At 70.3% G+C, this 12139-nt stretch carries 11 protein-coding genes; 4 read left to right on the forward strand and 7 right to left on the reverse strand.

The genetic code is table 11. The features are described from left to right. Positions 1-129 precede the first annotated feature (129 nt). Both E9232_RS34710 and E9232_RS34715 read right to left on the reverse strand, forming a co-directional pair. On the reverse strand, positions 130-1083 hold the full coding sequence (locus tag E9232_RS34710; protein ID WP_309801971.1) for an acetyl-CoA carboxylase carboxyltransferase subunit alpha: 954 nt from the start codon (positions 1081-1083) through the stop codon (positions 130-132). 38 nt (positions 1084-1121) lie between these two features. Further along, positions 1122-1673 carry a GNAT family N-acetyltransferase gene (locus E9232_RS34715; protein WP_309801974.1) on the reverse strand — a complete coding sequence of 184 codons (552 nt, stop codon included), beginning with the start codon at positions 1671-1673 and terminating at the stop codon, positions 1122-1124. Positions 1674-1986: 313 nt separating this feature from the next. On the opposite strand from E9232_RS34715, the gene E9232_RS34720 reads away from it, so the two are divergent. Then, positions 1987-2406: a GtrA family protein gene (locus E9232_RS34720; RefSeq protein ID WP_309801975.1), complete on the forward strand. Its 420-nt coding sequence runs from the start codon at positions 1987-1989 to the stop codon at positions 2404-2406. 6 nt (positions 2407-2412) lie between these two features. Here E9232_RS34720 and E9232_RS34725 read toward each other — a convergent pair whose 3' ends face one another. Further along, complete coding sequence (locus tag E9232_RS34725) at positions 2413-3792, reverse strand: dihydrolipoamide acetyltransferase family protein (RefSeq protein WP_309801977.1); 1380 nt, start codon at positions 3790-3792, stop codon at positions 2413-2415. Position 3793: 1 nt separating this feature from the next. Next, the gene (locus E9232_RS34730; RefSeq protein WP_309801978.1) at positions 3794-5890 is read right to left on the reverse strand and encodes a transketolase C-terminal domain-containing protein; all 2097 of its coding nucleotides are present in this window, start codon (positions 5888-5890) and stop codon (positions 3794-3796) included. A 148-nt stretch (positions 5891-6038) separates the two neighbouring features. Between E9232_RS34730 and E9232_RS34735 the strand changes: the two genes are divergently transcribed. Then, positions 6039-6512: an Lrp/AsnC family transcriptional regulator gene (locus E9232_RS34735; RefSeq protein ID WP_309801979.1), complete on the forward strand. Its 474-nt coding sequence runs from the start codon at positions 6039-6041 to the stop codon at positions 6510-6512. Between the two features lie 129 nt (positions 6513-6641). Here the strand turns inward: E9232_RS34735 and E9232_RS34740 are convergent, their stop codons facing one another. The 3 genes from E9232_RS34740 to E9232_RS34750 are packed head-to-tail and all read right to left on the reverse strand — an operon-like array spanning position 6642 to position 10238. After that, entirely contained in the window at positions 6642-7409 is a 768-nt protein-coding gene (locus tag E9232_RS34740) for a class II aldolase/adducin family protein (protein WP_309801980.1), read from the reverse strand. A gap of 13 nt (positions 7410-7422) precedes the next feature. Beyond that, positions 7423-9084 (reverse strand): choline dehydrogenase, encoded by a 1662-nt coding sequence (locus tag E9232_RS34745; RefSeq protein ID WP_309801982.1) that lies wholly within the window; start codon positions 9082-9084, stop codon positions 7423-7425. Between the two features lie 14 nt (positions 9085-9098). Continuing rightward, positions 9099-10238, reverse strand: coding sequence for an aromatic ring-hydroxylating oxygenase subunit alpha (locus tag E9232_RS34750; RefSeq protein ID WP_309801983.1), 1140 nt, complete (start codon positions 10236-10238; stop codon positions 9099-9101). A gap of 159 nt (positions 10239-10397) precedes the next feature. Here E9232_RS34750 and E9232_RS34755 point away from each other — a divergent pair, with 159 nt between their 5' ends. Both E9232_RS34755 and E9232_RS34760 read left to right on the forward strand, forming a co-directional pair. Next, positions 10398-11432, forward strand: coding sequence for a GlxA family transcriptional regulator (locus E9232_RS34755; RefSeq protein ID WP_309801985.1), 1035 nt, complete (start codon positions 10398-10400; stop codon positions 11430-11432). Between the two features lie 59 nt (positions 11433-11491). Then, positions 11492-12139, forward strand: a complete 648-nt coding sequence (locus tag E9232_RS34760) for a TetR-type transcription factor C-terminal domain-containing protein (RefSeq protein ID WP_309801986.1) — start codon at positions 11492-11494, stop codon at positions 12137-12139.

The following is a 12139-nucleotide window of genomic DNA, read 5'->3' on the forward strand; positions in this document are numbered from 1 at the left end:
CGCTACAACCACACCCCTCGGCAATGCCTGGACTTCCGCACACCTGCCGAGGTCTTCTCCTCACTGTTGCACTTCAAATGTGAGTCCACATCCCCGCTTTCGCGGGGATGACGTCATGGAGAGGGTGGGTCAGCCCAGGTTCTGGCCGATCGCCAGGAACTTCTCGCGCCGGCGGTTGCGCAGGGTCTTGCCGTCGAGGTCGCCGAGCGGGGCCAGCGCCGCGCCGATCGCGTCGCCGACCGCGCGGATCGCGTCCTGCGGGAAGCGGTGGGCGCCGCCGACCGGCTCCTCGATCACGCCGTCGATGACGCCGAGCTGCTTGAGGTCCTGCGCCGTCAGCTTCAGGGCGGCCGCGGCCTCCTGGCTGTGGGACGCGCTGCGCCACAGGATCGAGGCGCAGCCTTCCGGCGTGATCACGGAATAGATCGCATGCTCCAGCATCAGCACGCGGTCGGCCACGGCGATGCCGATGGCGCCGCCCGAGCCGCCCTCGCCGATCACGACGGAGACGACCGGGACCTGGACCCGGAGGCAGGATTCGATCGACTTGGCGATGGCCTCGGCCACGCCGCGCTCTTCCGACGCGACGCCGGGATAGGCGCCGGCGGTGTCGACGATGGTGATCACCGGCAGGTGGAAGCGGTCGGCCAGGTCGAGCAGGCGCTGGGCCTTGCGGTAGCCCTCCGGCTTCGACATGCCGAAGCTGTGGCGCAGCCGGCTTTCGGTGTCGTTGCCCTTCTCCTGCCCGATCACCACCACCGACCGGCCCTGGAACCGGCCGAGGCCGCCGACGATGGCCCGGTCCTCGCCGAAGGCGCGGTCGCCGGCGAGCGGCTGGAAGTCGGTGATCAGGCCCTGGATGTAGTCGAGCGCATGCGGTCGATTCGGGTGGCGCGCCACCTGCACCTTCTGGGCCGGGGTCAGCCCGCGATAGGTGTCGCGCAGCAGCTTGTCGACCTTGGCCTGGAGCCGGGTGACCTCGTCGGCGATGTTGAGCTCGCCGGCATCGGTGATGTGCCGAAGCTCCTCGATCTTGCCTTCGATTTCGGCAATCGGCTTTTCGAATTCGAGAAAGGTCTTCATGCCACGCTGAGACTGGCCCTCGGGGATCGGGGGGCTGTCTAACACAGGGCCGCGCGCATTGAGACCGAAATCTGCGCAGAGCTGGCCGGATCGGCCCGTAGCAAGGTGCCGCCGACGCAGCCTTCCAGCGCGCCCAGGCGCAGTTCGGCCACCAGCAGCCGGTGCGGCTGTTCGTCCGGCATGGTGAAGCCCAGCGGCGCCGCCGGCTGGAAACCGAAGCGGGCGTAGTAGGCAAGATCGCCGACCAGCAGCACCAGCCGGTGGCCCTGGTCGGCCGCGCGCTCCATGCTGCGCCGCATCAGGGTGGCGCCGACGCCGGCGCCGCGCAGCTCCGGCCGCACCGCGAGCGGGCCCAGCAGCAGCGCCCGCATGTCCGGCCCGACCATCAGCGGCCAGTAGCGAATCGAGCCGAGGATCCGGCCGGAAGGCCGCCCGTCCTCGCGCACCACGAAGCACAGGCCGCGCACCGGCGCGATGCCGTCGCGGTAGCGGTAGGAGGTCTTGCCCTGCCGGTTCGGGCCGAAGGCAAGGTCGAGCAGGGCGTCGATCTCGGCCGCGTCGTGCGGCCGTTCGGTCTTCAGGGAGAACACTCGGGAATGATCCTTGGAACGGAGATCGTCGGTGCGCGCGCCGACCGGCCTCCGCCTTGCCCGCTTCATGGTTTTGCGAGCACCCCGGGACGCCTCAGGCCGCCGCGCCGGTGAAGGCGGGCTGACGGCGGCGTCGTCGTCGCGGCATCGGGGACAGGGAGATCACGTTGATTCGTTCCACAGGACATCAAGCGGAGACAGCGAAACCGCAACCGGCCCCCGCTGTCAATGCAAATGCGATCGATCCTCATGCGGCCGCCCCGGGGTGCCCGTCGCGGATGACGCCGGCCGGCGTCTGTGCCAGGACAGGCGGATGACCGTCCAGCCTCCCCCACCCCCCGCGGCCCGCCGGCAATTCGCCCGCTATGCCGGCGTCGGCCTGGTCGCCACATCAGTGCATTACGCCGTGCTGGTCGGGCTGGTCGAATCGGGCACCGCCGCGCCGCTGCCGGCGACGCTGGCCGGTTACATCGCCGGCGGCGTCGTGTCCTACGGCCTGAACCGCCGGCTGACCTTCGCCAGCGACCGGCCGCATGGCGAAGCGGCGTGGCGCTTCGTCCTGGTCGCGGCCTCGGGCTTCGCCTGGACCGGCGCGCTGATGTGGGGGCTGGTCGGCCGGCTGGGCGCCGACTACCTGCCGGCCCAGGCCGCGACCACGCTGCTGGTGCTGTTCTGGGGCTTCGCGGCGAATCGGCTGTGGACCTTCGCCCATCCCGGCACGCCGCAGGCGTAGGTCGGCCTAAGAGATCGGCGGCCAGTCCTCGAGGGCGGCGACGAACCGGGTCAGCCAGGCATTGGTCTGGGCGCCGTCGAGGGCGCGGTGGTCGATCGACAGCGAGACATAGGCCATCGGCCGGATCAGCATGGCGTCGCTGCCGGCGACCTCGCGCACCACCACCCGCTTCTCGACCTTGCCGATGCCCAGGATGGCGGTCTGCGGCTGGTTGATGATGATCGGCGCCGCCAGCAGCGACCCCGACACGCCGTGGTTCGAGATGGTGAAGGTGCCGCCCTGGACATCCGCCGGCGCCAGTTTGCCGGCGCGGGCCAGGGCGGTGGTTTCCTGCAGCCGCCCGGCGGTGCCCAGCAGCGACAGCGCCTGCGCCCGGTGCACCACGGGCACCACCAAGCCCTTGTCGCCCAGCGCGGTGCCGATGCCGATGTTGATGTCGTCGAACACCTCCAGCGCGTCGGCGTGCCAGCGGCTGTTGACCACCGGCACCGCCTGCATCGCCGCGACGCAGGCCTGGACGATATAGGCGGTGACGGTCAGGGCGACGCCCTGGCGCTCGAACGCCGCCCTGCTGGCGGTGCGATGGGCCAGAACGGCGGTGAAATCCGCCTCGAACACCGCGGTGACATGCGGCGCCGTGGCCAGGGAATGGGCCATGTGCTCGGCGATGCGCCGGCGCATGCCGTCATGCTGGATCAGGCGGGAGCCGCCGGGGGCGGAGGTGCGAAGTGGCGGAGCCGCAGGAGCGGAGGTTTCGACAGGTGTTTCGACAGGCGCCCGGCGCCGCGCGACCTCCTGCTCGACATCCTGGCGGGTCAGCCGCCCGTCCTTGCCGCTGCCGGTCAGCCCGGCGGGGTCCAGCCCGGTCTCGGCCAGCAGCTTGCGCACCGAGGGCGACAGCCGCAGCGCCGGATCGAAATCGGCGATCGAGCGGTCGGCTACCTTGGCGTCCCCCCTCCCCTCGCGGGAGGGGGCTAGGGGGAGGGGGTTTCCGCCGCCGGAGCCGGATAAGAATTGACCGGACGTTCGGTCAGGGATTGGCGGATGTGGGTGACTGTCATCGACAACCCCCTCCCCCTGCCCCCCTCCCGCAAGGGGAGGGGGGACTAAGGAAGATCGGGCCTCACCGGCGCCCGCCCCGATCCGCCCCAGCACCGCACCGGGCGTGGCGTCCTGGTCGGCGGGGATCAGGATCTCGGTCAGCACGCCGGAGGCAGGGGCCGGCACCTCGACCGCGACCTTGTCGGTCTCCAGCTCGACCAGTGGGTCGCCCTCGCGCACCGTGTCGCCGACCGCCGCGAACCAGCTGCGCACTGCCGCCTTGGTGCCCTCCTGCTGGATCGGCGCCAGGACGTCGACACCGGTGACTTCGATCGTATCGGCCATGTCAGAACCCGGTCAGCGCGAGGATCCGGTCGCGGATGCGCTCGACCGAGGGCACCGCGGCGTCGAGCAGGGCCGGATTGTGGGGGCTGGGGATGTCCGGCATGGTCAGCCGCGCCACCGGGGCGTCGAGGTCCATGAACGCCTCCTCCGCCACCACGGCCGCGATCTCGGCGCCGAAGCCGCCGGTGCGCAGGTCCTCGTGCACGATCAGGCAGCGCCGGGTGCGGGCGATCGAGGCCAGCACGGCTGCGCTGTCCCACGGCATCAGCGTGCGCAGGTCAATTACTTCGACCGACCGGCCGCTGCTGCGCGCCGCCTCCTCCGCCCGTTCGACCATGGCGCCCCAGGTGACGATGGTCAGGTCGCTGCCTGCCATCGTGGTCCGGGCCCGGCCGAAGGGCAGCACGTAATCGTCGCCGGGATAGGGCCGCCGGGCCCAGGCGGCATCGAGCATGGCGCGGTGTTCGAGGAACATCACCGGGTCGTCGCCGCGCAGCGCCGCCCGCAGCAGCCCGACCGCATCCTCGGCGTTGGACGGCACCGCCACCTTCCAGCCCGGCGCATGCACGAACTGCACCTCGTTGGTCTGGCTGTGCCAGGGGTCGCCGCATTTGAAGAACCCGACCGGCATGCGCAGCACCATGGGGGCGGCGAAGCGGTTGTTGGTGCGCCAGCGCAGCGTGCCGCAATCGTTGATCTGCTCCACCGCCGGGTCGGCGTATTTGCGGAACTGGATCTCCGGCACCGGCAGCAGCCCGGCCAGGGCGAGGCCGACGGAGCGGCCGACGATGCCCTCCTCCGACAGGCTGGTGTCCATCACCCTGTCGACGCCGTGCTTCGCCTGCAGCCCCAGGGTCACCGCGTGGACGCCGCCCTTGGGGCCGATATCCTCGCCCAAAATCACCATGCGCGGATTGGCCGACAGCTCGTGGTCCAGGGTGCGGCGGATGGCGGTGACCATGTTGATCCGCGGCCCTTCCGGCTGCGGCGTGTCGTGCCCGGCGGCCGGGACGATGCCCTGGCCGCGCAGGCCGCCCATCACCTGCGGCTGGTCGTCGGAGAAGACGTGGCGGGTGACCGTCGCGGGGTCGGCCACCGGCCGAGCCTCGGCCGCCGCCCGCGCCGCCTGCACCGCCGCCTCGGCCTCGGCCGCCAGCGCATCCCATTCGGCCGCGTCCAGCACGGCCGGGACCAGGAATTCCCTGAGCTTGGGCAGCGGGTCGCGGGCCCATTCCGCCGCCACCACCTCGGCCGATTTGTAGGTCTGGGTGTCCTGGAAGCTGTGGCCCTCCAGCCGCGGCACCTTAAGCCGCAGCAGGCAGGGGCCGCGGCTGTCGCGGACATGGGCCACGGCGGCGTCGACCAGCCGCGCCGCCTCGGCCGGGTCGGTGCCGTCGCCGGCCAGGATGTGCAGGCCGCGGAAGCTGGCGAGGTTGGCGGCGATGTCGCCGCCCGGGGTCTGGAAATGCGACGGCACCGAGATGCCGTAGCCATTGTCCTCGATGTAGAACAGCACCGGCAGGCGCTGGGTGGTGGCGATGGTCAGGGCCGACCAGAAGCCGTTGGTGGCGACCGAGGCGTCGCCGCCCAGGGCGACGCCGATGGCGCGGTCGCAGGCCGGGTCGTGCAGCACGGTGCGGCCGTATTCGATCGCCTGGGCCCAGCCGGTGGTCGGGGTGTACTGGGCGCCGACGCCGCCGCACATCGGCAGCGCCGAGGGGCCGGACAGGTTGGGGTGGTTGAACACCACGCCGATGTCGCGGCCGTCGGAATAGCCGTCGGCCCGGGCCATGGAGGAGCCCAGCGCGTCGGCCAGGTCGACGCCGAGGGTCAAGAGGATCGGCCGCGACCGGTAATAGCCGCAGATCGCGTCCCGGGGGTCGGTCAGCCGGGTGCCCAGCAGGATCTGCGCCAGGTCGTGGCCGCGGGCGGAAAACTGGTAGAGCACCTTCTTCTGCGGCACCAGCACCGTCTCCTCCAGCGCGTCGAGGGCGCGCGAGACGTGCAGCAGATGCGCGACACGGCGCCAGTCGACGCCGGGATCGGGCGCGTTCGCGATGTGGGGACGGCGGGGCTGCTGGAAGGCGAGAGCGGTCACGGTGTCGTCCTGCTTCTGACCCGACGCGCAAGGCGCATCACGTCAGAAAAGGATGCGCCCGCCTCGCGGAAAAGTTTTGCCGGACTGGACCCGGGATTGGGGGTCTTGAGGTATGATCCACCCGATGAAGCCACAATCGGGGAATATCATGCCTGGAGATGGCGAAGATCTGGACCGGTTCGAGCGCGCCATCCTGGCGGCGCTGCAGCGCAACGCCCGGCAGAGCGTGCAGGAGCTGGCCGACGCCATCGGCCTGTCGACCTCGCCGACCTGGCGGCGGCTGAAGGCGCTGGAGGAGCGTGGCGTGATCAAGGACTACGTCGCCCGGGTCGACCCGGCCAAGCTGGGCTTCGGCGAGACCGCCTTCGCCCATGTCACCCTGGCCAAGCACGACGGCGAGCAGATCGCGGCCTTCGAGAAGACCATCGCAGAGCGGCCGGAGGTGCTGGAGTTCTACTCGATGACCGGCTCGGCCGACTACATCCTGCGGATCGTGACCAAGAGCCCGCTGGAGTACGAGAAGTTCCTGAAGGAGGTGATGTTCACCAGCCCCGCGGTGCAGCACATCAGCTCGAACTTCGCCCTGAGAGAGATCAAGAACAGCGTGGCGATTCCGGTTTAAGCGTCGTCAGGCCCCCTCCCCCGTCATTGCGAGCGCAGCGAAGCAATCCATCGGGCAGCCCATACCGGCGCCATGGATTGCTTCGTCGGCTTCGCCTCCTCGCAATGACGAGGGGGGTGGCGGCTCCCCTCACCCCCGATACCCAGGCTCCCCCTCGTCCAGGATGGCCTTGACGTTGTCGAGGTGGTCGGCGGCGAAGCGGCCATAGCCGCGCCATTGCTGTTCGGTCAGCCGGGCGACGTCGTCGGGCAGCACGCGCAGGGGCTGGCCGGTGGCGTAGCAGGTGATCAGCGTCTCGGCCGCGCGCTCGAAATAATACAGCTCGTCGAAGGCGTCGGCGACGGTGGCGCCGATCACCAGCACGCCGTGATTGGCCATCAGCAGCACCGTCTTGCCCTCGGTCATCAGCGCGGCCTGGCGGTCGCCCTCCTCATCCGACAGGGCCATGCCGGCGAAGCCGTCATCGATCGCCACCCGGCCGAAGAAGCGGGCCGTGTTCATGTCGATCGGATGCATCGTGCTGTCGGCCAGGCTGGCCAAAGCGGTGGCGTATTTCGAATGCAGGTGCATGACGCAGCGGGCATGCGGCAGCCGCGCATGCAGCCTTGCGTGCAGGTACCAGGCGGTGGGGTCGGGCGCGTCCGGCTTGTCCAGCGTGGTCGGGTCATGCGCGTCGAGCAGCAGCAGGCTGCCGGCGGTGACCCGCGAGAAGTGCAGCCGGCACGGGTTGATCAGGAAGCGCGACCCGTCTTCGGAGACCGCGACGCTCATGTGGTTGGCGATCGATTCATGCATGCCGAGCCGGGCGAACCAGCGGAAGGCGGCGGCGAGGTCCACCCGGGCCTCGGTGTGCGCCCCGGGCACGGGCGCGGCGGCGGTGTGCAGCAATGCCGTCATCATTAGGGCTCCTTCAACGCTGGGCGAGTTCCCAGGCGGGGTGGATCCAGACCGGGGCCCCGTTACGCGGCAGCGGCGGCCGGCCGCGGATCAGGTCGCTGACCTTCTCCGCGATCATGATGGTGGGCGCGTTGGTGTTGCCGCTGACGATCGCCGGCATCACCGAGGCGTCGACCACGCGCAAGCCCGCCACGCCGTGCACCCGGCACTGCCCGTCGACCACGCTGGCCCCATCGCGCCCCATGCGGCAGGTGCCGACCGGGTGGTAGCAGGTCTCGATGCCCTGGCGCAGATAGGCGTCGATCTCGTCATCCGTGCGCACCGCCGGGCCGGGAGTGATCTCCTCGCCGCGGAACGGCGCCAGGGCCGGCTGGGCCAGGATCTCGCGGGTCAGCCGGACCGAGGCGCGCAGGTCGTCGCGGTCCTGCGCCTCCTTCAGATAGTCGAAGCGGATCGCCGGCGGCTGGGCCGGGTCGGCCGAGCGGATCTTCACGTGCCCCAGGCTCTTCGGCCGCATCAGGTCGATATGCACCTGGAAGGAGTGGCCGCCGACATCCTCGACCGTGCCGGGCTTGATCGCGATCGGCATGAAGGTCAGCTGCAAATCGGGGTGTTCGATCCCCGGCCGGCTGCGGATGAAGCCGCCGGCCTCGAAATGGTTGGATGCCGCCGGGCCGGACTTGCCGGCGAACCAGCGCAGCCCGGTGGTCAGCTTGGCGAGGCCGCGATTGACCCCGAACAGCGACACCGGCTGCAGGCAGCGGTGCTGGATGACGATGTCGGGGTGGTCGTTCAGGTTGGCGCCGACGCCGGGCAGGTCGACCAGCGGCTGGATGCCCAGCCCCGCCAGGTCGTCGGCCGCGCCGATACCGGAGAGCTGCAGGATCTGGGGCGAGTTGATGGCCCCGCCGGACAGGATCACCTCGGCCTCGGCCCGGGCGGTGGCGACCTGCCCCTGCCTGGCGTATTCGACGCCGACCGCCCGGCCGCCCTCGAGCACGATGCGGCGGACCAGGGCGCCGGTCAGCACGGTGAGATTCGGGCGCTTCCGCGCCGGCTGCAGATAGGCGCGCGCCGCGCTCCAGCGCCGGCCGCCGCCGGTGGTGCGGTCGATCCGGCCGAAGCCTTCCTGGCGCTCGCCATTGACGTCGTCGGTCAGGCCATAGCCAGCCTGCTGCCCCGCCCGGAGGAAGGCCTCGGCCAGAGGCGACGCCGCGGGGTCGGGCGCGAAGACGGACAGCGGCCCGTCGCCGCCGTGATAGGCGTCGCCGCCCAGCCCGTGCCGCTCCGCCCGCTTGAAATAGGGCAGCACATCGGCATAGGCCCAGCCCTGCAGCCCCATCTGGGCCCAGGAATCATAGTCGCGGGCATGGCCGCGGATATAGACCATGCCGTTGATCGAGGACGACCCGCCCAGCACCCGGCCGCGCGGATGGGTCAGCCGGCGACCGTCGAGATACGGCTCCGGGTCCGAGACGTAGTTCCAGTTGAACCGGTCCGAGGACAGCAGGCTGCCGACCGCGGCCGGCATGTGGATCTGCCAGCTGCGGTCGGCCGGCCCGGCCTCGAGCAGCAGCACGCGGACCGCCGGGTCCTCGGTCAGCCGCGCCGCCAGGACGCAGCCGGCCGAGCCGGCGCCGACGATGACGTAGTCGTATCGATTGGGGGTGGCCATCGCCGGAGATCTCTTCAGGCGGCTTCGGGGCGGATCGCCTGGTGGCACAGCCGGTGGAAGTGGCGCACCAGGTGCTCGCTGCGATTGTCCGGCGTCTCGCCGATGATGTAGCGGCCATGGCTGAAGCCCATCGACCGCAAGCCCTTCTGGTTCGAGATGTTGAGCTGGATGTCCTCCGGCCCCAGGTCCTGGTTCATCCAGCGGATGCAGGCCTTGGTCACGTCGGGCAGTGCGCGGCCTTCCGGGCCGTAATAGCCGAAGCGCAGGATCGAGGTCTCCGGCCCGGTCGGGATCATGATGAAGGTGCCGACCACGTCGGAATAGGGGAAGGCGTAGATCGTCGCGTTTGGCCACAGCCCGAGGTTGAAGAACCAGTCGGTCTGCCAGGTCGCGCCCTCCAGCGGCACGCCATAGGCCTCGGTGACGCCCTTTCGCGGCGGGCCGATATAGGTCCACCAGTCGCCGCGCGGCGTCAGCTCGTAGCCGTCGAAATCGATCAGCTGGGCCAACTCGCGGTGCACCGGGCCGGAATAGGTGAAGTGATAGCCCTCGATCGAGTTCTCCTGGATCACCTTCCAGTTGGCCGCCACCGGCACGTCGACCTCCTCGATCAGCACCAGCCGGTCGAGATCGGGCAGGAAGCGTCGGGCCTGGGCCTCGGCGCCCGGCGCCATCTCGGCCACCGGCTGGGCGTCGGCGTCGAGGTTGACGAAGACGAAGGAGGCGAAGACCTCGACCCGCACCGGCTTCAGCCCGTGGTTGGCCTTGTCGAAATTGGTCAGGCACTCGGTGCGCGGCGCCCCGCGCAGGGCGCCGTCGAGGCCGTAGGTCCAGGCGTGGTAGCCGCAGGTGATCGCCCGGGCCTTGCTTCGCCGGGTTTCGACCAGGCGGTTGCCGCGATGCTGGCAGACATTGTGGAAGCCGCGGATCTGGCCGTCCGCCGCCCGCATCACGATCACGCTCTGGTCGAGGATCGACTCCATCACCACGTCGCCAGTCTCGCGGAAATCGTTGATGTGGCCGACGAGGTGCCAGGATTTGAGGAAGATCTTCTCCCGTTCCTCCCGGTAGATCGATTCGTCGTAGAAGAACGGGGCGGGGAGGGAATAGCCGGCAGCCTGGTCGGCCGCGCTCCACACGGTGTCTGCACCCATCGTCATCTCCTTGTCCGGGCGCCCGGTCGCCTGGGGCCCGCTGGCTTGGCGTTGACGGGAGAATGGGGGCGTCTGCCGAGGCCCGACCTGTCCTTTTTCGCCATGCCGATGTCGATTTCTGTCCATCCTCCCCTGCCATGGGATGGCATGCTGACTCGCATGCGAAAACTGGCCTTCCTGGTCCTGCCGGAATTCTCCAGCCTCGGCCTCGCCGCGGCGATCGAGCCGCTGTTCGTCGCCAACTGGCTGGCGCAGGAGCGGCTGTTCGCCTGGACCGTGGTCTCGGCCGACGGGCGGCCGGTGCGGGCCAGCAATGGCGCCGCCACCCCGGTCGACGGCGACCTCGACGCGGCGGAGGGCTGCGGCACGGTGTTCGTGCTGGCCAGCTTCGAATCCTCGACCGCCGCCCGCCACCGCCCGGTGCTGCAGCGGCTGCGCCGCCTGGCCCGCTTCGGGGTCGAGATCGGCGGCATCGAGAACGGCAGCCAGGCCCTGGCCGAGGCCGGGCTGCTGGACGGCCACAGCGCGGCGATCCACTGGGACAACCTGACCGGGTTCCAGGAGCGCTATCCCGCGGTGCATGCGGTGCCGCAGCTCTACGCCGTCTCCGGCGACCGCATCACCTGCGCCGGCGCCGCGGCGATCCTCGACATGATGGTGGCCTGGATCGGCCGGCAGGCCGATGCCGGGCTGGCCGGCGAGGTCGCCGAGCACCTGCTGCTCGGCCGCGTCCGCCCGCCGGAGACCGAGCAGAAGACGCTCGGCGAACCGGCCCGCCGGGCGCCCGACCCTGATGTGGCGCGGGCGCTGGACATCATGCGCGGCACCCTCGACGAGCCGCTGCCCTGCGCCGCGATCGCCGGCCGCATCGGCCTGTCGCTGCGCCAGCTCGAGCGCCGCTTCCGGCAGGAGCTCGGCCGGTCGGTGCTGAGCCAGTACGGGCTCCTGCGGATGGCCAAGGCGCACCAGTTGCTGCAGCAGACCGACCTCAGCGTCACCGAGATCGCCTTCTCCTGCGGCTTCCCCTCGCCGGAATATTTCTCGCGCCGCTACCGCGCCCAGTTCGGCTGCCGGCCCAGCGCCGACCGCCGGCAGGCCACCACCGCCCCGGTGCTGCGCCGGAAGCCGACAAAGACGCAGCCGGCAAAGCCGCATGGTCGCCATTCATTGACCGGTCGATCAGAGAATTCTTGATCTGCGCAGCCGATGATCCGAGGCTGGAGCGACGACGAATCGTGAACGGATCCGAGGTCATGGCCCGAACCCGCGCCCAGGACTACGACGAGAAGCGGCAGGCGATCCTGCACCAGGTGGCGGAGCTGTTCGCCCGGCACGGCTTCACCGGCGCCTCGCTGAGCCTGATCGCCGAGGCCTGCGGCATGTCCAAGGCCCTGCTGTACCACTACTACCGCGACAAGGAAGCGGTGCTGTTCGACATCCTGTCGAACCATCTGTCGCTGCTGGTCACGGCGGTGGAGAAGGCGGCGGCGGAGCCCAACAGCGCCCGCGACCGGCTGCATGCCATCGCTGCCGCCCTGCTCGAATCCTACCGCAACGCCGATGCCGAGCATCAGGTGCAGATCACCAGCCTGAAGCTGCTGCCCGCCGACCAGCAGGAGCAGCTGAAGGAGATGGAGCGCACTTTGGTGCGGATCTTCTCCGACGCGCTGGCCCAGGCGGTGCCGCAGGTGGCGGCCGACCGCAGCCGGCTGATGCCGCTGACCATGTCGCTGTTCGGCATGCTGAACTGGCACTATCTGTGGTTCCGCGAGGGCAAGGGGCTGAGCCGCGCCGACTATGCCCGGATGGCGACCGAGCTGGTGCTGTCCGGCTCCGCCGATGCCCTGGCGGCGGTGCCGCCCCCCGGCCACAAAAACCGCAAACAGGCCGAGACGGCCTGA

Source organism: Inquilinus ginsengisoli, from assembly GCF_031453975.1.
Classification (GTDB): domain Bacteria; phylum Pseudomonadota; class Alphaproteobacteria; order DSM-16000; family Inquilinaceae; genus Inquilinus; species Inquilinus ginsengisoli_A.

Bases quoted from the DNA above. Each gene is read 5' to 3' on its own strand.
- E9232_RS34710 (WP_309801971.1), bottom strand. From the start codon at position 1,083: ATGAAGACCTTTCTCGAATTCGAAAAGCCGATTGCCGAAATCGAAGGC.
- E9232_RS34720 (WP_309801975.1), top strand. From the start codon at position 1,987: ATGACCGTCCAGCCTCCCCCACCCCCCGCGGCCCGCCGGCAATTCGCC.
- E9232_RS34725 (WP_309801977.1), bottom strand. From the start codon at position 3,792: ATGGCCGATACGATCGAAGTCACCGGTGTCGACGTCCTGGCGCCGATC.
- E9232_RS34735 (WP_309801979.1), top strand. From the start codon at position 6,039: ATGCCTGGAGATGGCGAAGATCTGGACCGGTTCGAGCGCGCCATCCTG.
- E9232_RS34740 (WP_309801980.1), bottom strand. From the start codon at position 7,409: ATGACGGCATTGCTGCACACCGCCGCCGCGCCCGTGCCCGGGGCGCAC.
- E9232_RS34745 (WP_309801982.1), bottom strand. From the start codon at position 9,084: ATGGCCACCCCCAATCGATACGACTACGTCATCGTCGGCGCCGGCTCG.
- E9232_RS34750 (WP_309801983.1), bottom strand. From the start codon at position 10,238: ATGGGTGCAGACACCGTGTGGAGCGCGGCCGACCAGGCTGCCGGCTAT.
- E9232_RS34755 (WP_309801985.1), top strand. From the start codon at position 10,398: ATGCGAAAACTGGCCTTCCTGGTCCTGCCGGAATTCTCCAGCCTCGGC.
- E9232_RS34760 (WP_309801986.1), top strand. From the start codon at position 11,492: ATGGCCCGAACCCGCGCCCAGGACTACGACGAGAAGCGGCAGGCGATC.